This is a genomic window from Simiduia aestuariiviva, assembly GCF_014192475.1.
GTDB classification, from domain to species: domain Bacteria; phylum Pseudomonadota; class Gammaproteobacteria; order Pseudomonadales; family Cellvibrionaceae; genus Simiduia; species Simiduia aestuariiviva.
The window spans coordinates 186,796-211,809 of the sequence record NZ_JACHXZ010000003.1 but is presented as its reverse complement, the minus strand read 5'-3'; the positions used below and the strand labels follow the sequence as shown (position 1 = coordinate 211,809).

Genomic DNA, 25,014 nt, shown 5'->3' with positions numbered 1-25,014 from the left:
TGCTGCCGATCAAGTGCTGAAGAGCCAAGCGCGAGATAAGTCGGGTGCGGTGTTAGGCATTGAATAGTCTTACCGACGCCATTGGCTTGAAAGCTTGACCATCTATTCCCCTGGATGCTCCACCATCTTGGCTCGCACTGGATTGAGTTCAATATAACGTTGGCATACCAAGAGATATTCTTCACTGCAAATAGGGCTCGCTTTGTGTCTGCCTTCCCACAGTGTGCCTGTGCGGCGATATATGCCGTTAATGATTCGCACGTAAGTTCGTCCCACGTCTTGCATGACTTTCGAAATAGCCTGAGAATCGCAAGGTGTCATTAGTAGATGGACGTGGTTAGTCATTAGCACGAAGGCGTGTAGCTTGACTTGATGTTTGTCCAACGCTTCCGACAACGCATTAATATAAAGGGCAAAATCTGACGGTGCGAAAAAACAGGCTGATCGATTATTGCCACGTTGAACGATATGGCATGGAATGTTGAGAGCATAGAGGCGAGGTTTTCTAGGCATAGTCCATCCTTGGGCAATTGCTAGTCAGCAGAGCGTACCATGCTTAGGGCGGTAATTAACTCCGACCCCTTTATCGGATTTTACTTGAACTTGAATGATTTTAGTCAGTTGTCCGCTGGACAAGTCAAATCGAAAAGCTCGGGATCCACAAATGCCGAGATTAGCAAGATGTTAGATGTGAAACTGTTCTTAAGTATTGCGTTTGGTGCGTACAAAGGAAAATATGATGTCGGTATTGAGTCGGTGTTGAGGTCAATGCAAGTTTCACTATATCTGCATTGGCTTTTTATGATTTTGTTTTTTTCTTATGTTTTGCGAGAAAATATCATTCTCTGGATGGGAAAAGTTGTCGGGGTCGTGTTGGCCTAGTAAGAAAAAGAGGGAAAAGGGGAAGAAGGGGGGCGGAGTTAATTAATTTAAAAAAGAAAGGGGAAAAAGGGGCGGAGTGAACCTGCTACAGTTTGACGGACACTTTTAATCGGCGACAATGTCGCAATTAAGGAGTGTTCTATGGATCACGGGGTCTGACATCTTGAAACTCAGAGCACTACTGGGACTTTCACCGTAAGACTTTATAGTTGAGAGTTTAGCGCCAGTATAAAAACTCCCCCAAGCAGATTCGATAGCAACGGCCACCACGGCCGACGTCGCCACGCGCCGCCACAGGCTACACCTACGATGCCCGCGGCGCGCTAGAATCCGAGAGGTGCCCCGATGGCGCTGTATTGGCCAAGCAGTATGATTCGATGAAATTGTGAGTGAGGACGTTGGCTATGACGGAAATTAGTTGGCAAGATTTTCAAAAGGTGCAGTTGTGCGTGGGTACAGTCGTGGCGGCGGAAGTGTTTGCGGAGGCGCGCAAACCTGCGTACAAATTGCGCGTTGATTTTGGTTCTGAAATCGGTGAGCGAAAATCCAGTGCCCAGATCGCTGATTTGTATGACCCGGAGGCGCTGGTGGGTAAGCAGGTGGTGGCGGTGGTGAATTTTCCGCCTAAGCAAATTGGACCAATGATGTCGGAATGTTTGGTGACGGGTTTTCATCGTGAAGATGGCAGTGTGGTGCTGGCAGTACCGGATCTGGATGTGCCAAATGGAACGAGATTGGCTTAGCAGCTGGGTGCTTATGCCCTATTACCATAAAGCCCAAGGGGCTGATCGGCTATGATGGGGTAGATTTCAACGCAGACGGAGGTCGCCGATGGATCTACACCACACCCATAATGTAAAGGACTTGTTCCAGCAGCTTGGTCTGGAGGACGGCGATGCCGCCGTGGAGCGGTTTATTGCCAGCCACAGACTGCGCCCTGAAGATGGCGAGTTGTACCGCGCTATTTTTTGGTCGCCTTCGCAGGCGAAATTTATCAAAGAGTCCATTGAAGAGGATGCCGAGTGGGCCGAGGCCGTGGATCAGTTGGATGCTCGCTTGCGGTCCTAACCGGTACAAGGCCTGTTAAAAATAGCCGCCCATAAAAAAGCCCCGACCAGCGGGGCTTTTTTATGGGCGCGATAGCAATCGCGCTTTACAATGCAGCCATTTTTTCCTTTTGCACTTGTAGCTTGTCGGCCTGCTCCTTCAGCGCGGTTAAGTGATCGCGTTCTTTGGCGACGACTTCGGCGGGTGCCTTGTCCACAAATTTCGGGTTGTTCAATTTTCCCTCTGTTTTCTGGATGTCTTTGGTGAGCTTGTCGAGCGCTTTATCGAGGCGTGCGATTTCTGCATGTTTGTCAATCAAGCCCGCCATGGGCACTAGCAATTCCATTTTGCCAATCAGCGCGGTGGCTGAAAGCGGCGCTTCTTCGCCCGCTAGCAGGGTAATGGACTCGAGGTTGGCCAGCTTGGTGATGAAGGTGCGGTTGTCATCGATACGGCGCTGTTCCTCGGCGTCGGCAAGATTGACTAAGAGCGGAATCGCCTTGCCCGGACTGATGTTCATTTCGCCGCGAATATTGCGCACGCTCTCGACAACTTTTTGAATCCATTCCAAATCCACGATGGCTTGCTGATCAATTTTGGTTTCATCGGCCAGCGGGAACTGCGCGTGCATGATAGTGTCACCCGTTTGGCCGGCCAGGGTTTTAACCTTTTGCCAGATTTCTTCGGTGATGAACGGCATCATGGGGTGCGCTAAGCGCAGGGTGGTTTCCAGTACGCGAATCAGCGTGCGGCGGGTGCCTTTTTTCTGTGCAGCGCTGGCACTTTCATCCCAGAGCACCGGCTTGGACAGCTCTAGGTACCAAGCGCAGTACTCGTTCCAGATGAAGTCGTACAGCGCCTGTGAGGCAAGGTCTAAACGGTAGTTGTCGATGCCGTCTTTCACGGCCTGCTCGGCCAGTTGTAATTTTGAAATAATCCACTTGTCGGCCAGCGATAGTTCGAAGTCGGTGGAGTTGTCGCCACCGCAGGCGGCGAGCGTGGCGGCATCGGGTGCCGTGCTATCAGTGCCTTCGGGTACGCAGTTCATCAACACGTAGTTGGTGGCGTTCCAAATTTTGTTGCAGAAATTGCGGAAGCCTTCGATGCGGCCTACATCAAATTTAATATCGCGGCCGGTGGAGGCGAGTGAGTAGTAGGTGTAGCGCAGTGCGTCGGTACCGTAGGCGTTGATGCCCTCCGGGAATTCCTTGCGCGTTTGCTTTTCAATTTTTTCGCGCAGGTGTGGCTGCATCATACCGGCGGTGCGTTTGGTCACCAGGGTTTCCAAATCGATGCCGTCGATGAGGTCGATGGGGTCTAACACGTTGCCCTTGGACTTGGACATCTTCTGGCCCTGACTGTCGCGCACCAAGCCGTGTACGTACACGGTGTGGAACGGAATTTCTTTCCTGAAGTGCAGCGTCAGCATGATCATGCGCGCCACCCAGAAGAAAATAATATCGAAGCCGGTCACCAGTACGTCGGTGGGGTGGAAGGTGCGCAGCTCTTCGGTGTCCATGGGCCAGCCCAGAGTGCCGAAGGTCCACAGGCCGGACGAAAACCAGGTATCCAGTACGTCGTCGTCTTGCTTTAGGGCAACGTCGTCGGGAATGTTATTTTCGGCGCGCACTTCGGCTTCCGAGCGGCCCACAAAAATGTTGCCCTCGGCGTCGTACCACGCAGGAATGCGATGGCCCCACCAGAGTTGGCGCGAGATGCACCAGTCTTGAATGTCGCGCATCCAAGAGAAGTACATATTTTCATATTGCTGCGGCACAAATTTAATTTGGCCGTCTTCCACCGCTTTGATGGCCTCTTCGGCCAAGGGCGCGGTTTTTACGTACCACTGATCTGTGAGGTAGGGTTCGATCACCACGCCGGTGCGATCGCCGCGCGGCACTTTGAGCACGTGATCGTCGATTTTTTCTAGCAGGCCGAGTGCTTCAAAGTCGGCCACAATTTGTTTGCGGGCGGCGAAGCGCTCCATGCCGCGGTACTTTTCTGGCACCTCGTCGTTGAGGTCGGCGTCGTCGGTGAGGATGTTGATGATGGGCAGGTTGTGGCGCTTGCCCATTTCGTAGTCGTTGAAATCGTGCGCGGGCGTGATTTTAACGCAGCCGGTGCCGAAGTCTTTGTCGACGTAGTCGTCGGCAATGATCGGGATTTCACGGTCGGTGAGCGGCAGCTTGATCATCTGACCCACCAAATGTTTGTAGCGCTCATCCTCTGGGTGCACGGCAACCGCCGAATCGCCCAGCATGGTTTCTGGGCGCGTGGTGGCGACAACTATGTGGCCTTCACCGGAGGCGAGCGGGTAGCGGAAGTGCCACAAAAAGCCTTTTTCCTCTTCACTGACCACTTCCAAATCCGACACGGCGGTGTGCAGCTTTGGGTCCCAATTAACGAGGCGCTTGCCGCGATAGATCAATTTGTCTTTGTAGAGCTTAATGAACACTTCTTGTACGGCTTTGTAGAAGCCGTCATCCATGGTGAAGCGTTCGCGCGACCAGTCGGGGCTGGCGCCCAGTCGGCGCAGCTGGCGAGTAATGGTGCCGCCCGATTCTTCTTTCCACTCCCAGACCTTTTCCAGGAATTTTTCGCGGCCCAAATCGTGGCGCGATATGCCTTGGGCATCGAGCAAGCGTTCAACCACCATCTGGGTGGCGATGCCGGCGTGGTCGGTGCCCACTTGCCACAGGGTATTTTTACCCAGCATGCGGTTGTAGCGCACCAGGGCATCCATGATGGATTCTTGGAAACCGTGCCCCATGTGTAAGCTGCCCGTGACATTGGGCGGCGGAATCATGATGCAGTAGGGGTCACCCTTACCGGAAGGTTTGAAATGGCCCTCGGATTCCCATTTCTGGTACCACTGAGTTTCGATGTTGGCAGGTTGGTAAGTCTTATCCATCTGGCTCTCAACGCGTTGGGCCCCAGAGCGGGGCTGGCAAAAGCGGCGATTATACCTGATGCGGGGAGGGTGGTCAGTGCTCAGTTGACGCTTGTTGAGTCAGTTTGGCGATTAGCTGTTCGCGCAGTTGTTGTTCGATTTTGGGCAGGTGTTCGGCCAGCAATTCGTCCACCAGCTGCATGACCTCGTCGTTGCTAAGGGCGGGCTGGGCTGCGGGCTCAGGGTCTGTGGTAGCGGGTGAAGCCTCGGGTTCGGCTGGGGTTTCCGGAATATCCACCTCAGTGGCGACCTCTGCTGTGCTCACGTCTGGTTTAGCATCCTCCGGTTTGGGGAGGTCAGACAGGTCGAGATGCGCCGGTGGCGTGGCGGGCTGAATGAATTCGCCCTTGGGTAGCGGTTGATTGCCCCGCAGCCGCTCGCGGATGTGTTGCGGCAAAAAGGGATTTTCGCCAGACGCCTTAGTGACTTGGGCTGGGCGCGGGCTAATGGAGCTGTGGTGAGACGGCTTGGCTGGCCCGTCAAACAGGCTCTGCTGGCCGGGCAGGGGCGCCGGCGCGGCGGGGTCTGAATGGGGCGCTACAGATCCATGTCTGCCGAGTTGATCCTCGTGCGCACCAGGATGGTCTCGATCTTCGGGCTCATCTGCACTCGGTTCAGCATTAAGCAGCGCATGCGCAGGCGCTTCGATTGCTTGTTGAGCGTCCGATGGCGCATCTGCGCTTGCAGTTGTTTCTTGCGGGTGCAGCGACTTTTGGGGCGGCTCTGTGGCCTCTTCATTGTGGTTGTCCTTTTCGAGAGCGCTGTGCGCGTCGATATCGCCCGTCAGCGCGGCGTAGGCGGCATTGAGGGCGTCCAGTGTTTCATCTTTTTCGTCGTCGGCCGCGAGTGGATGGCTGTGGTCGTCATCCGGCTCGATGAACTCATCGAGAATGGGGATGTCTTCATCGTCCAAGTCGGGCAGGTCATCTGAGTCCTGTTCATCGAGCAAACTTTGTATGGATTGTAGCTCGCGCAGGAGTTCGGCTTTTGTTTTTGGCTGATCCGGGCCGGCCATGGGTGCTTCCGTCAATGGCATTTAGATGGTTTTGAAGTCTAACGGATAGCCCCGGCTTTTGTAATAGCTCCAGTTCGCACGGGTTGACGCCAACACTTCCGGTACTTGGACCACCAATTCAAAGAGGCGTTCAAAGCGAGAAAAATATTGCGGCACCTCGGCGCACAGGTTGATGAGTAGATCGTGATGTTCACCGCAATCCGCCGCTGTGCCCAGTGTGATGGGGGCTGGAGTGTCCTCGTGCAGGGCCCGATGGGGTAGAAAACTTTCTGGCTCGAACGACCAGAGCAGCGGGCTCAGCTGGGCCTGCTGGGTGTCATCCGCGCAAGCGATAAACACATCGGCGCCGCTGCGCAACGCCTTTTGTGCCACCCGACACGCGAGGCGCAAGCGCGCCTCGTGATCGGATTCATTGCTGGAAAGAAAGTCGATCTTGGTCATTAACCGGCCTGATTGATCAGGAACTGGGCCAGCAGTGGTACGGGGCGACCGGTGGCGCCTTTAGCGGCACCGGATTTCCACGCGGTGCCGGCGATGTCCAGGTGCGCCCAAGGGTAGCTTTTGGTGAAGCGCGACAGGAAACACGCGGCGGTGACGCTGCCGCCGGGGCGGCCGCCGATGTTGGCGATGTCGGCAAAGTTGGAATCCAATTGGCTCTGGTACTCGTCCCACAGGGGCATTTGCCAGGCTTTGTCGGCGGCGCTGCGGCCGGCCTCTAACAGTTTGTCGGCCAGCTCTTGTTTGTTGGCGTATAGGCCTGTGGCGTGGTGGCCCAAGGCGATGACGCAGGCGCCGGTGAGGGTGGCGATGTCGACCACGGCCTTGGGCTTGTAGCGCTCGGCGTAGGTCAGTGCATCACACAGAATGAGGCGGCCCTCGGCGTCGGTGTTCAGTACTTCGATCGTCTGGCCCGACATGGAGGTTACGACGTCTCCGGGTTTGGTAGCTTTGCCATTGGGCATGTTTTCCGTGGCTGGAACAATACACACCAAGTTGATTTTCAATTCCAGCGCCAGCACGGTATGCAGGGCACCAAACACGCTCGCGGCGCCGCACATGTCGTACTTCATTTCGTCCATGCCTTCGCCGGCCTTGAGGCTGATGCCACCGGTGTCAAAGGTCACGCCCTTGCCCACCAGCACAATGGGCTTGGCACCGGCCTTGCCATTGTTGTATTCCATCACGATCAATTTGGGCGGTTGATCGGAACCGGCCGCCACTGACAGCAGCGAACCCATGCCGAGCTTCTTCATGTCGGCGGCTTCGAGGATGTTGGTTTTCAAGTTCTTGTGGGCTTTGGCCAAGGCTTTGCCTTGCTCCGCTAAATAAGTTGGCGTACACACGTTGGCGGGCAGGTTGCCGAATTCGCGCGTGACGTTGCTGCCTTCGGCAATAGCGGCGCCGATGGTCAAGCCGCGATCTTTGGCTGACTTGTCTTTTTTATCGGCAGCGTGCAGCTCCACATTGGCCAGCGTTGGGGTGTCGGGCTTTTTGCCTTTGGTGGTGCTGTAGAGGTAGGTGGCCCAGCCAATGCTTTCAGCCAGGATGCGCGCTTGGGTGCCGGCATCGACGGTTTCGATCGGGTCCAGTGCAATACTCGCGGTTTTGGCGTTCAAACCTTTAAGCGCTTCGGCCAATTTGGCGGCGGCTTTGCGCAGGCTGTCGGCGTTTAAATCGGCGGCTTTGCCAAGCCCTACCAGCATTAAGCGCTCTGCGGCTATACCATCGACCTTTGGCAGCAGCAGGGTTTGTCCGCTTTTGCCCGTGATATCTTTGCGTTTCACTAGTTCGCTGATGGCCTTGCTACAAGCGGCATCGACGGCCTGAGCAGCTGGGGTCAACTTGCCCTCGAGCAGACCCACCACGAGGCAGGGTGTTTTGTGAGTGATCAGGTCAAATTGTTTGGCGGAAAATTTCATGGTCAAAATAGTGTCCTTAGCGTCAAGACAAGTATGCCGTAATTGGCGATAATGCCGCGAATCTTTGTACGTATTGTAGGTGCCAGACAGTTTTCTGCCGGCTATTGTGGCGTCTAGTCTAGCAGGCTGCGTTGAAACAATCTGCGCCCACTGCGTTACACCGTTAGTCTAGTCTGACGGTGAACTTAACCACTGCCTCAGGATTGAAAGCAGAACGTGATCATTTTTCGATATTTAGCCAAAGAAATACTCTTCACGCTGATGGCCGTGAGCGGGGTCTTGCTGCTGATCTTTATGAGCGGCACCTTCGTGCGCTACCTGTCCGCGGCGGCGGCTGGCGACCTCTCCCCGCAGGCGTTGTTGGTGATAATGGGCTATCGATTGCCCGGCTTTTTAGAGCTCATTTTGCCATTGGGTACTTTTATTGGCGTGCTGCTGGCCTATGGCCGCCTGTATGTCGAAAGTGAGATGGTGGTGTTGTCGGCCTGCGGTTTGAGCCAGCGTCGCCTGCTGGGGTATACCCTGTTGGCGGCATCGCCGGTGATCATTGCGGTATCGGTGTTGAGTTTATATCTGAGTCCAAAAGGCGTTGCGGCGGTTGAAACGTTAATGGCTGAGCAGCGCTCGCGCGGTGAATTTGAATTGATCATGCCCGAGCAATTTCAACCGCTCAATAAAGGCAATGCCACTTTCTACACCGAACACATCAGTGAAGATAAGGCCGATTTGTCGCAAGTGTTTATCGCCGACAAATCCACATCCAGTGTGGTCACCGGGGGCGAATCCGCTGTGGTGCGCGCCGTGGGTGCCCGACAATGGTTTGATGAGAACTTCCAGCGTCGCTACTTCGTGCTGGACGATGGCAAGCGCTATAGCGGCATTGCCGGTAATTTAGATTATCACGAGGTGAGTTTTACGAGTTTTGGCCAGCTGATGGAAAGCAATTTGCGTCAGGCGCAGGTGCGCTACCGGGTGGATGCCGAGCCCACCGCAAACCTCATCAATTCGAGCGAGCCACTGTTGATCGCGGGGCTCCAGTGGCGCTTAAGCCTGCCAATTTTGGTGGTGGTTGTGTGTTTGCTGGCGGTGCCGCTATCGCGCACCAGTCCACGTCAAGGTCGCTACTTGGGCATGATTCCCGCGATTTTGTTGTACATCATTTATCTCGTGGCGCTCAATGCTGCTCGCGATCAAGTCAAGCTCGCTAAATTAGATCCTGCACTGGGTTTGTGGGTGGTGCACGGGGTGTTTTTTGGCTTGGCCTTGCTGCTGTTTAATTGGGGCAATGTGCGTCGATGGTGGAAGCATCGCGCGAGCGCGGAGGTACAGGCCCATGCGTAAATTAAACAGTTATATTGGTCGCACGGTCATCGGCTCCATCTTGGTGGTTTTTTTAGTCATCTTGGCGCTCGACGTTATCGCAGCTGTGGTTGATGAGATCGACAACCTCAACAATGAATACGTTTTTAACGAGGCGATGGTGTACGTGGCGTTGACGCTGCCGACCCGCGTGTATAACAGTATTCCGCTGGCGGCGTTGACCGGTTGCTTGATCGGTCTTGGGCAGTTGGCGGCCACCAGCGAGCTGGTCATCATGCGCGCCGCGGGGGTGAGTGTGGCGCGTATCGCGTGGGCGGTGATGAAGCCCGTGTGGGTGTTAATCTTTTTAGCTGCCATGCTGGGCGAGTATGTCACGCCCTGGACCGATCAAATGGCGGAGAGTGGCAAGGCCATCGCGAAGGGCAAGCGCCAAGAGCAGGAGGGGCAGTTGGGTCTTTGGTCGCGTGAAGGTGACGAGTTTCTGCATTTCAATGTGGTGATGCCCAACGGAAAAATTTTAGGGGTATCGCGCTTTAGCTACGACCAGGAGCGCAATTTAAAATCCGTTAGTTTTGCGCAGTCGGCCACCTATCAAGGCAGCTATTGGTTGGAAGAGTCGGGGGTGATTACCCATTTCCCCACTGACAACAGTGACGCAGATACGCTCACGCGCAGCGAATTTTTGACGCGCCGCTGGGATACTAATTTGTCGCCCGATTTGGTGAATGTGTTGGTGATGCCGCCGCGCACCTTGGCCATTCAAACGCTCTACGCCTACGCTAATTATTTGGACGAGCACGGACAAAAAAGCGAACCTTACTGGCTGGCATTTTGGCAGAAAAGTTTGCAGCCGCTGGCCACCGCAGGTTTGGTGCTCATTGCCATCTCGTTTATCTTCGGCCCGCTGCGGGAAGTGACCATGGGCTATCGCGTGTTCACGGGAGTTATCGTCGCCATTGTGTTTCGCCTCGCGCAGGATTTGCTGGGGCCGTCGAGTTTGGTGTTTGGGTTTGCGCCGTTTATTGCTGTCATTATTCCTATCGCCATATGCATTGGCATCGGATTTTGGTTGATGGGCCGCACGCGTTAGCGAAAAAATTTCACACCCATAAAAAAAGGCCAGCATATGCTGGCCTTTTTTTATGGGTTGATCACTCAGTGATCGTGGCCGCAGCCGCCTTCGGCGTGAACGTGGCCGTGGGCCAGCTCATCGTCAGATGCTGCGCGTACGCCAACCACTTCGACGTCGAAATGCAGACGCTGACCGGCCAGCTGATGATTGCCGTCGATGGTGACGGTTTCGTCATCAACTTCGATCACTTCAACCACTTGCATACCGGCAGGGGTTTGCGCTTGGAACGCCATGCCTACTTCGATAGTGTCTACGCCTTGAAACATTGTGCGCGGCAATTCTTGCACCATTTCTGCGTTGTATTCGCCGTAGCCGTCTGCTGCTTCAACGACAACTTGTACCTTGTCGCCAGCGGCTTTGCCGGCCAGCGCGTTTTCCAGACCGGGAATAATGTTGCCCAGACCTTGAATGTAATCGAGTGGCGCTTGGCCCTCTGAGGAGTCGAGCACTTCGCCCTCGTCATTTTTTAGGGTGTAGTGAATGCTCGCAACTGATTTGTCGGCAATGTTCATTGGGAATCCTGTTTTGCAGGTGAATGGTGGGGCTACTGGTGGCAGCGCCCTTGAAGTTAGCGACCGGTGATTTTGGTACCGTCAATCCAGCCTTCCTGGATGTCCACAGAAGCACTGTCGCCATTGGGTTCTTTTTGGGTAATGCGCACGAGCACATAGTCCCAGTCTTTTGCGAAGTAGGTGTAGGTTTCGCGTTTTTTATTGCTGCGCAGTCGTTTGACAACCACTGTGTCTAACTTGCCCACGGGGGTGTCGATGGTTTCCTCGCCGTCGATGGCAAATCGAAAGGTTTTGAGCTTGCCGCCATCGGCCACCTTATATACCAGTTTGTCGCGCCCGTTAATGAGGTCGGCGCGAATTTGCATGGTGGCATTGAGTTTGTCCAAGGTGCCGTCTGGAATGCTCATGCTCCAGTCTTCTTCCTTGTTGAGTTTGTTGACTACGCGGTGGGTGTCCCAATTAAATGCCACTGCCACATGGCGATCCGGCGCCAGGCCTGTGCGGTGGTATTCGTAGTGGTGCGTAATGGCGTGGCCCTGCTCGTTCCAATCGAATCGGCTGCGCTCTTTGAGACCGGCAACCCAAGAGTCGATATCAAAGCGTAAAAACCATTGACCATCGTCCAGCTGTTTGAGTTCGCGAGTTGCCGTCAATTTAATGCCGTACAAGCGGGTTTTATAAATCGCTTTAAATGGTTTTGGCAACGCGTGTAAATGGGGTTGATTTTCGATCACGGCGTCCTGCGATGCCGTGCTGGTTTGAATTTGAGCGGCGGGTTCCGCCACGGGTATTGTCTCGGCTACCGTTGTGGAGCCGGTAAGCGCGCAAAACAAGATGCCAATCGAAATAAATAAACGCATAAAAAACCTGTTAGCGACGGCTGTCGATCTGGTAGCCCTCGGCGCCGAGGGGCGCAGCGTCTAGCCACGCTTTGCCATCGCGATAGCTGAGTCGACCCTGCGCAAACCAGTTGACTGCCATGGGATAAATTATGTGTTCCTGCACTTGCACGCGTTTAGCCAGCGACTCGGGCGTGTCGTCGGGTTCGATGGCTACCACTGCCTGTATGGCAGCAGGGCCACCATCGAGTTCAGCGGTGACAAAGTGCACGGTTACCCCGTGGCAGTCGTCGCCGGCTTCCAGCGCGCGCTGGTGCGTGTGCAGGCCCTGATATTTGGGCAGCAGCGACGGGTGAATGTTCAACATTTTTCCAAGGTAGTGTTCGGTGAAGGCCGGCGTGAGGATGCGCATAAAACCGGCCAAGACAACCAGATCGGGTTGGAAGGCGTCGATTTGTTGCATTAATGCCGTATCGAAGGCTGCGCGTGAATCGAAGGTTGTGTGGTCGAGTGTGCGGGTTTCAATGCCGGCTTTTTGCGCCCGCTCTAGCCCCAGCACCGCTGGCCGATTGCTAATAACCGCGACGATTTCGCCACCCAGTTGGGCGCGGGCTTGGGCGTCGATCAAGGCTTGCAGGTTGGTGCCGCTGCCAGACAGCAGCACCACGATGCGCGGCAGAGGGTTAGTCATTACAGGCCTTTCAGTTCCACCTGAGCTTCGCCGTCATTGGCTTCGGCGATGCTGCCGATCACGAAAGGTGCTTCTCCGGCGTTGCGCAGCAAGGTGAGGGCTTCATCTTTGCACTCGGCTGGGATGGCGATCACCATGCCGACGCCGCAGTTAAAGGTGCGGAACATTTCACGGGCTTGCACGTTGCCCTTTTCTTGCAGCCATTGAAAGATGGCAGGCAGCTGCCAGCTGTCCAGGTCGATGACCGCTTTGGTGTTGGCTGGCAGCACCCGAGGAATGTTTTCTGTGATGCCGCCGCCGGTGATGTGTGCCATGGCGTTCACCTGTGAGCCTTTGATCAGGCTCAGCAGGGCTTTGACATAAATGCGTGTGGGGGCCATTAACAAGTCGGCAATGGTACTGCCGTCTAGCTCGGCCTGCACATCGGCGCGGCTCACTTCAATAATTTTGCGAATCAGCGAGTAGCCGTTGGAGTGGGGCCCCGATGAGGGCAGTGCCAGCAGCAGGTTGCCCGCTTTGACCTTGCTGCCATCAATGATGTCAGCTTTTTCCACAACGCCGACGCAAAAGCCCGCCAGATCGTAGTCTTCGCCTTCATACATGCCGGGCATTTCGGCCGTTTCGCCGCCCACCAAGGAGCAGCCTGCCAAATCGCAGCCTTCGCCGATACCGATAACGACTTTTTCAGCGATATCGACGTTCAACTTACCGGTGGCGTAATAGTCCAAGAAAAACAGAGGCTCGGCGCCGGCGACCACCAGGTCATTGACGCACATGCCGACCAGATCCACACCGATGGTATCGTGATTGCCCAGATCCATTGCGAGGCGCAGCTTGGTGCCCACGCCGTCGGTGCCGCTCACCAGCACCGGCTGGGTGTAGCCCGCTGGAATTTCACACAGAGCGCCAAAGCCACCCAAGCCCGCCAATACTTCAGGACGGCGGGTGCGCACGGCCACGCTTTTTATGCGTTCGACCAAGGCATCGCCTGCATCAATGTCGACACCGGCATCTTTGTAGCTAAGGGATTGGGGCTTATCACTGCTCATGAGGGGCTTTCCGCAAATCGAGGGTGGAAAAAAGGCGAGCATTCTAGCAGCTGTGGGCCTCGGTGGCACTAGCTAGGGTGAGGTTTGATTGCCGAGGACCTGTGACCGAGGTCGCCGCGCGGTAAATTTAGGCATTGGTGCGCTGTTCAGCCTTCAGAGGGCTGCTACAATGGCGCGCTTTATCACTGTCCGGAGACCTAGATGAGATCATTGTTAAACGCCGTCATGCTGTTGGTGAGCGCAGCTTGGGTGGCCTTGCCGGCACAGGCAGAGCAATTGGTTGATTTATACAAGGTCAGTCGGCTCGTTGAGAGCCAGGCTGCGGTGGAGCGCGAGCAGGCGGCGTCGGAGGCGATGGCACGGATTCTGGTGCGCGTTACCGGCGACCCCAATATCGCCGCAAATGAAGAGCTGTTGCCCTATCTGCAGCGGGCACAAAATTACGTGTTGCAGTTTGGCTACACCCGCACCGAGCGGCAAATTACGCGCGCGGACGGATCGCAAGTAGCGGCCACCGAGCTCAATTTCAGTTTTTCTGAAGTGGCCATAAACAAGTTGCTACGCAAATTAAAATTGCCGATTTGGCCCGATAATCGGCCCGCCTTGCTGATTTGGTTGGTGGAAGATCAGTGGCCCGATGGGCGCGTGTTGTTGCGCGATGAGGCAACCCAGACGGCGCTGCGCGCACAGGCCTTGACCCGCGGCTTGCCATTGCTGTTCCCTATTTGGGACTTGCAGGATCAAATGGCCATTAACGCCGAGCAACTATGGCAATTTGATCGCGCGGCCTTGCAAGCGGCTTCTGCCCGCTATCAGGCGGATGTTATGGTGGTGGGGCGCTTTAGTCGCACCAGCAGTGGTGAATTGCGCGGGGTCTGGCAGTGGTTGGATGCTGGCCAAACCGAGCTGCTGGATGCGCAAGCCCAATCTCTGGAGGAGCTGGCTGCCCCTATGGTCGATAAAATCGCCGATGCACTGGCGGCGCGCTACACCATCAAGCCCGGTCAAGATGACGGCACTCACCTCCTAATGCAGGTGCATGGCGTGGCCGCATTCGATCGCTACCGCAATGTGCTGAATTACCTAGAGCGGCACGAAGCGCTGCGCGACGTCCAATTGGTGCAGGTTGAAGATGACATCCTGTGGTTGCAGCTGGCGCCAGAGTCCGATTTGGCGCACATGCAGCGGGCGTTTCAATTGGATCGAAAATTGGCGCCACTGCCCACCTTGGTGCCGGCCGACGGCTCGCCCAACAATCCGTTGATGTTTCAATGGGCGGGTGAGTGACGCAGATTCAAATGGCCATACCGCAACAATTGCCTCTGGGCATCGGGCTCAACGACGATGCCCGTTTTGATAACTTCTATTTGTCTGAGCATTCGGCGAATCGCTTTGCGTTGTGCGCGGTGCGCGAGTTGTTGAACCCCGAGGGTGAGCGATTCGTCACCCTGTGGGGTGGCCCCGGCCGAAGTCACCTCGCCCAAGCGCTGTGCGTGGAGTCTGCCGACCTGGGTTGGCAGGTACAGTATTTACCCTTGCGCGCGGTGCGCGACTACGCCTTCGAACCCGATGCCGTACACAGTTTGCTGGCGGGGTTAGAGCACATGGATCTGGTGTGCCTAGACGATGTGGATGCCATCGCCGGCATGAGTGCGTGGGAGTTGGGACTGTTTCACTTATTTAACCGCCTGCGCGATGCCGGTGTGCCGCTGCTGATTACCTCTGAGGAAAATCCAGCGCACTTGAATATTGGCTTAGCCGATTTGCAATCGCGCCTGCAGTGGGGCTTGAGCTGTCAATTGCATGCGCTCACTGACGCAGAAAAAACGGAGGCGCTGCAGCGTCGCGCTGAAGCGCGCGGCCTGCAACTGCCCGATGAAGTGGCCAGCTTTATTATTCAGCGCGTACCGCGGGATATGAATCTGTTATTCAGTGTATTGGATCGACTCGACCGTGCGAGCTTGCAAGAGAAACGCAAGCTCACCATCCCCTTCGTCAAACAGGTGCTTGGGCACTAGCGCCCACAACTAATTCGCCCAACAACAATAACGAGCCAGAGGCCATGACCGATTTCATTCAAATTTATCCCGACATGCTCAGCCGAGGCGATTGCCAGCACCTGATTGAAAAATTTGAATCCGGCGGCTTGGCCACGCCCGGGCAGACGGGGCAGGGTGTCGACGTCACCAAGAAAGACAGTATGGACCTAGTGCTCAATACCGCGCCCGATTGGCAGCCCGAGTTGGCGGCGCTGGCCGGGGCCACCGCGCAGGGCTTGTTGCGCTATGTACGCCAATTTCCCAGCCTCATTTGTGGGGCCATTGCGCCTTCACTAGTGCACCCAAAAACGGGCAAGCCCACGCCCTTGACCGTGGAAAACATGGCCGAGTTTGACGATGACATGTTACTGCAAGTGATTCGCGCGGTGTTTCGGTTGGGCAATATCAACCTGCAAAAGTACCGCGCGGGCAAGGGCGGCTATCATCACTGGCACTCAGAGGTGTACCCGCATCCCGCCGACCCACGGCAGGACAGTCTGCACCGGGTGCTGGTGTTCATGTATTACTTGAACGATGTGGCGGAGGGCGGTGAAACTGAATTTTTGTATCAGGCGCGCAAGGTGCGCCCGAGCGCGGGCAGTTTGGTATTGTTTCCCACGGATTTCACCCACACCCACCGCGGCTGCGTGCCGGCGTCCGAAGATAAGTACATTTTGACCAGTTGGGTGTTGTTTCAGCCGGCCGCGCAACTCTATGGTCGCGCACCCGGCTAGGGGGGAAGTTAAAGCGGCAGTGACGTCGTGTACTTCACTTGCTTGAGCGCAAAGGTCGAGTTGACGGAGGCCACATTGGGCAGGTGCACGATGGTCTTTTTCAACAGTTGCTCGTAGTGTTCAACGCTGTCGACCACCACCCGCAAGACATAGTCTTTTTCACCGCTGGTGGAGTAGCACTCCACAATTTCCGGAATATCTTGTACGCCCTGTTCAAAGCCATTGAGCGAATCTTCATCGTGGCTTTTGATGGTGATGTAGGCGTATACAGTCACGCCTAAGCCCAGTTGTTTGGGATCCAGCAGGGTAACCTTTTGTTTGATGATGCCATCGGCTTCCAGTTTTTTAATGCGCCGCCAGCAGGGCGTGTGCGACAACCCCACGCGGTCACCCAGCTCAGCCATGGAATAGTCTGCGTTTTCTTGTAAGGTCCGGAGGATTTTACGATCAAACTCATCGAGCATGGGGGCTGTCCTAATTGGGGGTTTTTTACGTGATAGATGTCCTAACCGCAGATGGTAACACGCCCCTCTGTAGTGGCAAATGGTTATTCGGTGGCGTTGGCCTTGGCCAGCAGTCGCTGTAAATGGGCCACTTCTGCCTCTGGATTGGCGGCCTCTGTCACGGCGCTGATCACGGCGACGTGACGCGCGCCCCACTGCAAAAGCCTCGGCAGCGTGCTGCGATTGATGCCGCCGATCACCACCACCGGCAATTCCGATTGCAGGAGTGTCAGCCACCGCTGGAGATCGGCCTGCGCCAGTGTGGGCACGGATTTACTTGGGCTGGCAAAGGCGGCGCCCAGGGCGATATAGCTGGGGCTGTAGGCGAGCGCGCGACACCACTCGGCTTCGCTGTGACAACTGATGCCCAGTCGCAAGCCGGCGCGCGCCAGTGCCTTGAGGTCGGCATCGGCCAAATCTTCTTGGCCCAAGTGGACGCCGTAGGCGCCGAGGGCCATTGCTTCGCGCCAGTAGTCGTTGATAAATACCTGGGCTTCGTGGGCGCGACCCAGGGCAACGGCTTCGGCGAGTGCCCGTTTTAAGGGTGCACCCGTCAAATGTTTGATGCGCAATTGCACGGTTTTCACGCCGGCTTTCAGCATTCGCTCAAGCCAGCATACCGAATCCACGAGGGGATAGAGCCCTTGCGGATCGCAGGAGGGAAACGCCGGTGTCTCGGCCCTTGGCGCTCGAATCATCGGGTAGTCTTGGCGGGCCTGCGGCCAGCCCGCCTGTGCCACCGGGCCGGCGCCCTTGGCGACTGGCTGCGCCAATCGCACGCCTTGGTGTACGTAGGCCGAGGCCAGCACGACCGCGTCGGGCAGTGATTTTCCCTGTGCTAGAAATGCCGCTAGCGCACTGCTTAACACGCAACCGGTGCCGCGCCTATGGCGCGTGGCAAGGCGTGGTTTGCGCATCCAAAAGGCGCGCTCAGCGTCGCAAAAGTAGTCGTCAATCCAGCGCGCGTCGGCACCGTGCCCGCCCTTGATCCATATTGCCCGAGCACCCATGGCAAGGCACCGCTGAGCCGCTGCGGCGATGGCGTCTGGGCAGTTGTAACGCTCTGGAGATTCGCCCAACTGTAGCGCCAACTCCGGCAAATTGGGGGTGATGATGGCACCCGTTAACCACTGCGGTCGGCACAGCTGTTGCCGCGCTTGGCTAGCACTGGCGACGGGGTCCTGAATCCACGTTACTTCAGGGTGCTGTTGCTGACAGCGCCGCAGTTCGTCGTATTGCGCAGCATTGGGCACCAATCCCACTTTGACCACCGCAGGTAGGGTGTCGCTGCTCAGACACTGCCACAAGGCGTCAATACTGGGTGTATCCAATGCTGCCGCCCCGTCGCAACGCCGCGAGTTTTGCCGCGTGACGCTGGTGGGGATCGCCATGCCGTGGCAGCCCAAATCCGCCAGGGTGCGCAGATCCGCCAACAGCCCAGCGTGGCCGCTGGGGTCGATGCCGGCAATGGCGTAAACCACTGGCCGCGCTTGGCTGGCAGTGGTGCTAGTCATTGGGGCATCGCTAACAAGGGTTGACCTAAGGTGGGGGTGGACGGGCTCGCCGTCTGGCTCGGTGCCATGATGCCTGCGCAGTAGGCGGTTCGGCCCGCGCTTACTGCGAGTGCAAAGGCCCGCGCCATGGCCACTGGGTCGCAGGCGCGCGCCACCGCAGAATTGAGCAGTACGGCGTCAAAGCCCATTTCCATTGCGTGTGCCGCGTGGGACGGGGCGCCGAGCCCGGCGTCGATGATCAGGGGCGTGTCGGGCAAGCGGTCGCGCAGGGTGCGCAGGTTGTAGGGGTTCATCAAGCCCAGGCCGGTGCCGATGGGCGCGCCCCAAGGCATCAGCGCCTGGCAGCCCACGTCCAGTAATTTGCGCGCCAATACCAGGTCGTCGGTGGTGTAGGGCAACACCTTAAAACCGCGCTCAATCAAGGTCTGGGCCGCCGCCACCAAGCCAAAGGGGCAGGGTTGCAGATTGTAGTCATCGCCGATGACCTCCAGCTTGATCCACGGCGTATCAAACAATTCGCGCGACATTTCGGCAAGGTTGACGGCTTCGGACGCCGAGGTGCAGCCGGCGGTGTTGGGCAGTAGCTTGCAGCCGCTGTCGCGCAGCAGTTGCCAGAAGCTGTCGCCTTGGGCGTGGGCGGGGTTTTGACGGCGCAGGCTTAAGGTCACCCATTCGGTGCCGGAGGCTGCCAGGCTGTCGAGCATGATTTGCGGCGACGGGTAGAGCGCGCTGCCCAGCAGCAGGCGCGCATTAAATTGCTCGCCATAGAGGGTTAAGTGATCCATGTTCATCCTCCGCTCACCGGCACCACCACGTCGATCTGGTCGCCGTCGTGCAAGTGAAAGTTAGAATATTGGTGGCGGGGCACAAACTGGCCATTGACGGCCACCGCGTATTGGCTTGGCAGCGCGGGCCACTGGGCCAGCACCTCGGCCAGCGGGCTCTGCGCGGGGGCCTGCACCGGCTGATTGTTAATCTGCAGCGACAGCATGGTGGCTGATCTCCTCTTGGCTGGGGGTGAGTGGGGCGCGATGAATGTCCAGTTGGTAGAGCATCGCCTCCACCATGGCCGGTGCCAGCAGATAGCCGTGTCGATAGAGCCCGTTGAGACGCACCAGTCCGGGCATCACTTCTAGCCGTGGTCGATGGTCGGTGAAGGCGGGGCGTAGGTTGACGCGGCTGGCTAAGATGCGGGCCTCGGCGAAGGCGGGGTTAAGCGCGTAGAGCGCGCTGGTCAATTCCCACTGCGAGCGCAGACTGATGGCGGAGCGGTCTTCCGATTCGATTTCAGTGGCTCCCAGCACGTAGCGGTTATGGGGTTTGGGTACCAGATACAGTTTGTAGCGCGGGTGCAGGCAGCGCACTGGCCGGCTGATCTGTACCTCTTTGCATTCAATCTCCATCAGTTCACCGCGCTGCCCGCGCAGGCCCGGTAGCGATCCCTTGGCGCCTACACCGCGACAGTCCAGCGCCCAATCGACGGTGTTCTCACCCACGCGCTGGGGGGCGACATCGACGCTGCTGTTGCCGTAGATGTCCACACCCAGGTGCTTTAATTCGATCAGCAGCTGGGCCATGAGCGCGCGGTTGTCGAGATGGGCCTCGCTCGGCAGCAAGAGTGCGTGGTTAAAGCCCGCCAATTGCGGTTCGAGTTCGCGCAACTGCTCGCCATTGAGGGTTGTGGGCGAGCGCTGGTTATCGCTGAGTGTGTTCAGTTGATGGTGCACGCGCCGATTGAACTCCACCAGCAGGCTGCGATCCTGAGGATGGGCCACCACGATAGAGCCTGTCTGCGCGTAGGCCACCGGTTGGCTGAGTTGCGCCAACCATTGAGGCCAGAGCGCTAAACTGTGCTGCCCGAGTTGATGGATCAGCGGTTCACTGTCGGCCAGCTCGGCCAGGGGTGCGATCATACCCGCCGCGGTGACGGCGGCAGCCTGACTCTGATGCAGGTTGCCCGCCTCAAATAATTGCACCCGGTGCCCAGCCAGGGCCAGCCGCCAGGCACACAGGCGCCCGAGTAAACCGGCACCGGCAATTCCCACGCGCAAACTCACCTCAGGCTTCCTGATACAGGGCGCTGCCCGCCTGGCGAAATTCCCGAGATTTTTCCGCCATGCCGGAGTCGGCCTCCTGCGCGGCGGCGTAATCGCGCACCTCTTGAGTGATTTTCATGGAGCAAAACTTGGGCCCGCACATGGAGCAAAAGTGCGCCAATTTGTGGCCTTCCTTGGGCAGGGTTTCATCGTGATAGGCGCGCGCCGTGTCCGGATCTAGGCTGAGGTTGAACTGGTCCTCCCAGCGAAATTCAAAGCGGGCTTTCGACAACGCGTTGTCGCGCACTTGTGCACCGGGCATACCCTTGGCGAGGTCGCCGGCGTGGGCGGCAATTTTGTAGGCGATGATGCCCTGCTTGACGTCGTCGCGATTGGGCAGACCCAAGTGTTCCTTGGGGGTGACGTAGCACAGCATGGCGCACCCCATCCAACCGATCATGGCCGCGCCAATGCCGGAGGAAAAATGGTCGTAACCGGGGCTGATGTCGGTGATCAGTGGGCCCAAGGTGTAAAACGGCGCGCCGCCACAGTGTTTGAGTTGTTCGGCCATGTTGGCCTGCACCAAGTGCATGGGCACGTGGCCGGGGCCTTCGATCATGGTTTGCACGTCGTGACGCCAGGCAATTTCGGTGAGCTCGCCCAAGGTCCGCAGTTCGGCAAACTGGGCCTCGTCGTTGGCGTCTTGCAGGCAGCCCGGGCGCAGGCCATCACCCAATGAAAAGGACACATCGTAGCGCTTCATGATTTCGCAGATGTCTTCAAAGTGGGTGTACAAAAAGTTTTCTTGGTGGTGCGCCAAACACCACTTCGCCATGATCGAGCCGCCGCGCGAGACAATGCCAGTGAGCCGCTTGGCGGTCATGGGGATGTAGCGCAGCAGCACGCCGGCGTGAATGGTGAAGTAGCTGACGCCCTGTTCGGCTTGTTCGATCAAGGTTTCTTTAAAAATCTCCCAGCTCAAGTCTTCGGCTACGCCACCCACTTTTTCTAAGGCTTGGTAAATGGGCACGGTGCCGATGGGTACCGGCGAATTGCGGATGATCCACTCGCGGGTTTCGTGAATGTGTTGGCCGGTGGATAAATCCATGACGGTGTCGGCGCCCCAGCGGGTGGCCCACACCAATTTTTCCACTTCTTCTTCAATGGAAGAGGTGACCGCAGAGTTGCCAATGTTGGCGTTAATTTTAATGTGAAAGTTGCGGCCAATAATCATCGGTTCCAATTCCGGATGATTAATGTTGGCGGGAATAATGGCGCGCCCCTCGGCCACTTCCTGGCGCACAAATTCCGGCGTTATGTCAGGCCCGATGTTGGCACCATAGTGCTGGCCGGGGTGTTGGTGGTCGTACACGGGGTTGTTTTGTTGTTCGGCGCGCGCCATGTTTTCGCGCAGTGCAATGAATTCCATTTCTGGCGTGATGATGCCTTGGCGCGCGTAGTGCATTTGCGTGACATTGGCATTGGCGCGGGCAATGCGCGGCTGGTGCTGGCCGTTAAACCGAAATTGTTCCAGCGCGATATTCTGGGCCCGTTGACGGCTGTAGGGCGCGCTTGGTTCGCTCAGCGGTTGGGTGTCGGCACGCGCATCGATCCACGCCTGTCGCATTTTCGGCAGGCCTGCGCTGACGTCGATGTGGGCGTTTTCATCGGTGTAGGGGCCGGAGGTGTCGTACACCCGTACCGGTGGGTTGTGTTCGACGCCATCGTCTTTAAGGCGTGTGTCACTGAGTGTAATTTCGCGCACCGGTACGCGCAGATCGGGTCGGCTGCCCTGCAAATAGATTTTTTTTGAGCCAGTCAGTGGACCGGTGGAAATGGCGTGGGGGTGGTTGGTGGTGTTTGGCATTACAGCATCCCTCAGTTAGTGTCTGCGCAGGGCAGGGGTTAACTTTCGGGGCTGCTATCAACCACAACAAACGACGGGTGCGTCGTTTATCACTCGATTCCTACGCAGGTTCTAACCTGATCAGGTGCAGCGGGTTCCGTCTATTGGCCTAAGCCATGGTCTCAGCCCTTGCATTTCGCAGGGCACCCCGACAAGTGTGGGCGCAAGGTTAACCACTTGCGTCGAATCGCGCAAGATTATTGTGCTGAGCGGTGTCAGTCTTTGGTTGATAATTTGCGAGGTGCAGAAATAAAAAACGAGGCGTAAGCCTCGTTTTTTTATGACAACTCAAGCGGGCTAGTGGCGCCCATAAGATGCGATTTAGCGCGGCATAAATTCCAGCGGCAATTCGGTTTTATAGCGGACTTGCTTGATCGAAAAGCTGGACTTGATGTGATCGATACCAGGCATCTGCGTCAATTTGTCGTCTAAGAAACGCTGGTAGGTTTGCAGGTCGGGCACGACCACGCGAATCAGGTAGTCGAAGTCACCGGTCATCAGGTAGCACTCCATGACTTCCTGCCATTCATTGACGGTGTTTTCGAAGGTTTCCAATTCACTTTTGACTTGATGGTTCAGGGTCACCTGAATGAAAACACTGACCGGCAAACCCACTTTGGCGGGTTCCAACAGCGTCACAGCTTGTCGAATGAAGCCTTCATCGCGCAAGTTTTTGACGCGGCGCGAACAGGGTGAGGGCGACAGACAAACTTTGTCGGCGAGTTCAATGTTTGGAATGGTGGCATTACCCTGAAGGATGTCCAGGATTTTGCGGTCGGTTGCATCGGGAGTGTAATTGGCCATAGTGCGACTTTTGATCGTTAGTGTTATGAGAAAGCCCCTGATGTTGATCGCGCTTGGAATTGCCCACTGGTCGCGAGTCAAGGTGTTGCCTGCGCGGAGGGGCTCGGCCATTGTGGGGCCGGCAAGCATCGATCCATGGGTGCCAAGCGGGCAACTTTAGGCGTTTTGGCGAACGAAATAAAGCGTTCTAGCTAAAAATTTAGTACAAAATGTTGAAAAGCGCCTCAGTGGTGCAATAAATGAATTATTAGTCAGATATGGTCGCAGCGGCCAATCCGCCAATTTTGTCAGCTTTTGCCCCCCAGATCGTGTCGTTTCAATGCAATCTCTTAACTTTTTGGTCAAGTTTTTTAATTGCTGGTGACGCACCCTAGCGGGGCAGTGTGCCCGCCCAGCGTTCATTTGGACTTGGGTACTGGTAGTATTTCGAAGCCTGCCACGGCAGGCTTAGGCGTAAATCGCGATGTGCATGAAATGCAAGATGTTATTGGAGTCCTTTTGTTGTGAATAGCACCCCGTCAATGGAATCCGTTGGCTTGATTCTCGCGCGCGATGCGCAATCCATCGCCGAGGCATTGCCTGACGCGTTTGCGGCGTCGCCTGTGGCCATGCCTGACTTGCTGTGCGCCTCTACACCGACCGCAGCAATGGCCCATATTGGCCATGTCGACTTCATGCTTGCCCAGCCGTCGTTGGCGGCCCCCTTGCTCGCCGGTGCGACCCGATTGCGATGGTTGCAGTCCACCTTTGCTGGCGTGGAGCCCCTGATGGCGCCGGATTTGCGGCGCGATTATCAGCTCACGGGCGTCAAGGGAATTTTCGGCCCGCTGATGTGTGAATATGTGTTTGGCAAACTGCTCGAAATCAATCGTCACTTTGCCCACTATCACGCGTCGCAGTCGCAGCGCCAATGGCAACCCCAGCCCTATCGAAGTTTGGCGGGGCAGACGTTGGCGGTGGTTGGGTTGGGGTCAATCGGTCGCGCAATCGCACAGATGGCCAAGCACTTTGGCATGCGAGTTATCGGTGTCAATCGCAGTGGCGACTCGATGCCGGGGCTGGATCAATGCTTTAGTTTAACGCAGGCGCTGGCCGAGGGCGGCTTAGCCGGAGCGGACGCCGTGGTATTGGCGCTGCCATCGACCCCGGCACTGGCGCGTCGGTGCGATGCCGATTTTTTTGCCCAATTAAAATCGGGGGCGGTGGTCATCAATGTTGGGCGGGGCGCCGTCATTGATGAAGCGGCATTATTGCACGCGTTAGAAAGCGGTAAGTTATCCGCCGCTGTGTTGGATGTGTTTGATCAAGAGCCGTTGCCGCCATCGCACCCATTGTGGCAAGCGCCCAATGTGCACATTACGCCACACATTTCTGCCGTCACCTTTGCCCGAGATATCGCACAGGTCTTCGCCGACAATTACCTGCGCTATGTGTCGGGCAAGCCGCTGTTACACGCCGTCGATTTTACGCGCGGCTACTAGTTTGCTCCCGACCTTGCTCGCTATCCATTTGATGGCGTGTAAAGCATGTCGATGTGGTCGATGCCATCCTCGTCATAAATTTCTGATACGGGCGTGAATCCCAGCGACGCATAAAAGTCGAGCAAATAGTGTTGGGCGCCGATTTTTATGGGGTGATTGGGGTAGTGCTGCGCCATGGCTTCGAGCGCTTTGTGCATTAACTTGCGGCCTAGTTTTAATTTGCGGCCTGTACTCGTTGTCATGACCCGGCCAATTGATGCCTCGGGGTAGCTGACGTTTGGTGCCAGCAGGCGCGCATAGGCCAGCAGTGTCTTGTCATTGGTTTTTGGCTCGGTATGTTTATCGTCGACTCGCCACGCGCATAGATGCAGGGCATCGAAATCTTTGCCATCTACATCTTGGTAGGCGCAGGCTTGTTCTACCACAAACACCTCGCTGCGGGCTTGCAGTAACTGGTACAAGGATTGTATCGATAGCTGATCAAAGCGCAGGCATTGCCAGTGAATGTCGGCCATGGAAAATGCTCGTTGTGTTAACAGAATTAAGCCTACCACTCTGCCTATTTAGAGGGCTATGGTGGGCCGTTAAAAGGGCCCAATAAATCGCGCCCATAAAAAAGGCGGCCCAGTGGCCGCCTGTGA

The 25,014-nt window shown here is 56.6% G+C and carries 25 protein-coding genes and 1 riboswitch; of the genes, 8 read left to right on the top strand and 17 right to left on the bottom strand.

All coding sequences use genetic code 11. The features are described 5' to 3' along the window. Window positions 1–102: 102 nt before the first annotated feature. Window positions 103–513 (bottom strand): transposase, encoded by a 411-nt coding sequence (locus tag FHS30_RS17455; RefSeq protein ID WP_221197258.1) that lies wholly within the window; start codon window positions 511–513, stop codon window positions 103–105. Between the two features lie 773 nt (window positions 514–1,286). Here FHS30_RS17455 and FHS30_RS10655 point away from each other — a divergent pair. Together FHS30_RS10655 and FHS30_RS10650 are read left to right on the top strand one after the other, a co-directional pair. Beyond that, entirely contained in the window at window positions 1,287–1,625 is a 339-nt protein-coding gene (locus tag FHS30_RS10655) for a tRNA-binding protein (protein ID WP_183910471.1), read from the top strand. A gap of 88 nt (window positions 1,626–1,713) precedes the next feature. Continuing rightward, the gene (locus tag FHS30_RS10650; RefSeq protein WP_183910470.1) at window positions 1,714–1,950 is read left to right on the top strand and encodes a DUF2789 domain-containing protein; all 237 of its coding nucleotides are present in this window, start codon (window positions 1,714–1,716) and stop codon (window positions 1,948–1,950) included. A gap of 85 nt (window positions 1,951–2,035) precedes the next feature. On the opposite strand, the gene FHS30_RS10645 is transcribed toward FHS30_RS10650, so the two are convergent. From FHS30_RS10645 to FHS30_RS10630, 4 genes are all read right to left on the bottom strand, one after another. Then, the gene (locus tag FHS30_RS10645) at window positions 2,036–4,840 is read right to left on the bottom strand and encodes a valine--tRNA ligase (RefSeq protein WP_183910469.1); all 2,805 of its coding nucleotides are present in this window, start codon (window positions 4,838–4,840) and stop codon (window positions 2,036–2,038) included. 73 nt (window positions 4,841–4,913) lie between these two features. Continuing rightward, window positions 4,914–5,894, bottom strand: a complete 981-nt coding sequence (locus tag FHS30_RS10640; protein ID WP_183910468.1) for a hypothetical protein — start codon at window positions 5,892–5,894, stop codon at window positions 4,914–4,916. Window positions 5,895–5,915: 21 nt separating this feature from the next. After that, window positions 5,916–6,335, bottom strand: a complete 420-nt coding sequence (locus FHS30_RS10635) for a DNA polymerase III subunit chi (protein ID WP_183910467.1) — start codon at window positions 6,333–6,335, stop codon at window positions 5,916–5,918. Then, a complete protein-coding gene (locus FHS30_RS10630) occupies window positions 6,335–7,813 on the bottom strand; it encodes a leucyl aminopeptidase (protein ID WP_183910466.1) in 1,479 nt (492 codons plus the stop codon). Before FHS30_RS10630 ends, FHS30_RS10635 begins: the two co-directional genes overlap by 1 nt. Before the next feature lie 216 nt (window positions 7,814–8,029). Between FHS30_RS10630 and lptF the strand changes: the two genes are divergently transcribed. After that, the gene (gene lptF, locus FHS30_RS10625) at window positions 8,030–9,154 is read left to right on the top strand and encodes an LPS export ABC transporter permease LptF (RefSeq protein ID WP_183910465.1); all 1,125 of its coding nucleotides are present in this window, start codon (window positions 8,030–8,032) and stop codon (window positions 9,152–9,154) included. Continuing rightward, on the top strand, window positions 9,147–10,223 hold the full coding sequence (gene lptG, locus FHS30_RS10620; RefSeq protein ID WP_183910464.1) for an LPS export ABC transporter permease LptG: 1,077 nt from the start codon (window positions 9,147–9,149) through the stop codon (window positions 10,221–10,223). Before lptF ends, lptG begins: the two co-directional genes overlap by 8 nt. Before the next feature lie 65 nt (window positions 10,224–10,288). On the opposite strand, the gene FHS30_RS10615 is transcribed toward lptG, so the two are convergent. The 4 genes from FHS30_RS10615 to purM are packed head-to-tail and all read right to left on the bottom strand — an operon-like array spanning window position 10,289 to window position 13,356. Beyond that, complete coding sequence (locus FHS30_RS10615; protein WP_183910463.1) at window positions 10,289–10,777, bottom strand: FKBP-type peptidyl-prolyl cis-trans isomerase; 489 nt, start codon at window positions 10,775–10,777, stop codon at window positions 10,289–10,291. A 56-nt stretch (window positions 10,778–10,833) separates the two neighbouring features. Beyond that, window positions 10,834–11,637, bottom strand: coding sequence for a DUF3108 domain-containing protein (locus FHS30_RS10610; RefSeq protein WP_183910462.1), 804 nt, complete (start codon window positions 11,635–11,637; stop codon window positions 10,834–10,836). Between the two features lie 10 nt (window positions 11,638–11,647). Further along, a complete protein-coding gene (gene purN / locus FHS30_RS10605) occupies window positions 11,648–12,307 on the bottom strand; it encodes a phosphoribosylglycinamide formyltransferase (RefSeq protein WP_183910461.1) in 660 nt (219 codons plus the stop codon). Continuing rightward, window positions 12,307–13,356, bottom strand: a complete 1,050-nt coding sequence (gene purM / locus FHS30_RS10600) for a phosphoribosylformylglycinamidine cyclo-ligase (protein WP_183910460.1) — start codon at window positions 13,354–13,356, stop codon at window positions 12,307–12,309. Before purM ends, purN begins: the two co-directional genes overlap by 1 nt. Before the next feature lie 201 nt (window positions 13,357–13,557). On the opposite strand from purM, the gene FHS30_RS10595 reads away from it, so the two are divergent. The 3 genes from FHS30_RS10595 to FHS30_RS10585 are packed head-to-tail and all read left to right on the top strand — an operon-like array spanning window position 13,558 to window position 16,129. Then, window positions 13,558–14,643: a DUF2066 domain-containing protein gene (locus FHS30_RS10595; protein WP_183910459.1), complete on the top strand. Its 1,086-nt coding sequence runs from the start codon at window positions 13,558–13,560 to the stop codon at window positions 14,641–14,643. Further along, window positions 14,640–15,374: a DnaA regulatory inactivator Hda gene (gene hda, locus FHS30_RS10590; protein ID WP_425502369.1), complete on the top strand. Its 735-nt coding sequence runs from the start codon at window positions 14,640–14,642 to the stop codon at window positions 15,372–15,374. The genes FHS30_RS10595 and hda overlap by 4 nt, the downstream gene beginning before the upstream one ends. Window positions 15,375–15,418: 44 nt before the next feature. Further along, window positions 15,419–16,129 (top strand): 2OG-Fe(II) oxygenase, encoded by a 711-nt coding sequence (locus FHS30_RS10585; RefSeq protein WP_183910458.1) that lies wholly within the window; start codon window positions 15,419–15,421, stop codon window positions 16,127–16,129. 8 nt (window positions 16,130–16,137) lie between these two features. On the opposite strand, the gene FHS30_RS10580 is transcribed toward FHS30_RS10585, so the two are convergent. The 7 genes from FHS30_RS10580 to FHS30_RS10550 form a co-directional block, all read right to left on the bottom strand. After that, window positions 16,138–16,593, bottom strand: coding sequence for an Lrp/AsnC family transcriptional regulator (locus FHS30_RS10580; RefSeq protein WP_183910457.1), 456 nt, complete (start codon window positions 16,591–16,593; stop codon window positions 16,138–16,140). An 83-nt stretch (window positions 16,594–16,676) separates the two neighbouring features. After that, complete coding sequence (locus tag FHS30_RS10575; RefSeq protein ID WP_183910456.1) at window positions 16,677–18,146, bottom strand: bifunctional hydroxymethylpyrimidine kinase/phosphomethylpyrimidine kinase; 1,470 nt, start codon at window positions 18,144–18,146, stop codon at window positions 16,677–16,679. Beyond that, window positions 18,143–18,937, bottom strand: coding sequence for a thiazole synthase (locus FHS30_RS10570; protein WP_221197257.1), 795 nt, complete (start codon window positions 18,935–18,937; stop codon window positions 18,143–18,145). The genes FHS30_RS10575 and FHS30_RS10570 overlap by 4 nt, the downstream gene beginning before the upstream one ends. After that, complete coding sequence (thiS, locus tag FHS30_RS10565; RefSeq protein ID WP_183910454.1) at window positions 18,934–19,137, bottom strand: sulfur carrier protein ThiS; 204 nt, start codon at window positions 19,135–19,137, stop codon at window positions 18,934–18,936. Before thiS ends, FHS30_RS10570 begins: the two co-directional genes overlap by 4 nt. Next, window positions 19,118–20,203, bottom strand: a complete 1,086-nt coding sequence (locus FHS30_RS10560) for an FAD-dependent oxidoreductase (protein WP_183910453.1) — start codon at window positions 20,201–20,203, stop codon at window positions 19,118–19,120. The genes thiS and FHS30_RS10560 overlap by 20 nt, the downstream gene beginning before the upstream one ends. Before the next feature lies 1 nt (window position 20,204). After that, window positions 20,205–22,049, bottom strand: a complete 1,845-nt coding sequence (gene thiC, locus FHS30_RS10555) for a phosphomethylpyrimidine synthase ThiC (protein WP_183910452.1) — start codon at window positions 22,047–22,049, stop codon at window positions 20,205–20,207. Between the two features lie 80 nt (window positions 22,050–22,129). Then, window positions 22,130–22,249, bottom strand: a riboswitch (TPP riboswitch). Window positions 22,250–22,409: 160 nt separating this feature from the next. After that, window positions 22,410–22,892 carry an Lrp/AsnC family transcriptional regulator gene (locus FHS30_RS10550; RefSeq protein ID WP_183910451.1) on the bottom strand — a complete coding sequence of 161 codons (483 nt, stop codon included), beginning with the start codon at window positions 22,890–22,892 and terminating at the stop codon, window positions 22,410–22,412. Between the two features lie 503 nt (window positions 22,893–23,395). Here FHS30_RS10550 and FHS30_RS10545 point away from each other — a divergent pair. Beyond that, window positions 23,396–24,373, top strand: a complete 978-nt coding sequence (locus tag FHS30_RS10545) for an NAD(P)-dependent oxidoreductase (protein WP_183910450.1) — start codon at window positions 23,396–23,398, stop codon at window positions 24,371–24,373. Between the two features lie 20 nt (window positions 24,374–24,393). Here FHS30_RS10545 and FHS30_RS10540 read toward each other — a convergent pair whose 3' ends face one another. Continuing rightward, the gene (locus FHS30_RS10540) at window positions 24,394–24,888 is read right to left on the bottom strand and encodes a GNAT family N-acetyltransferase (protein ID WP_183910449.1); all 495 of its coding nucleotides are present in this window, start codon (window positions 24,886–24,888) and stop codon (window positions 24,394–24,396) included. Between the last annotated feature and the right edge of the window lie 126 nt (window positions 24,889–25,014).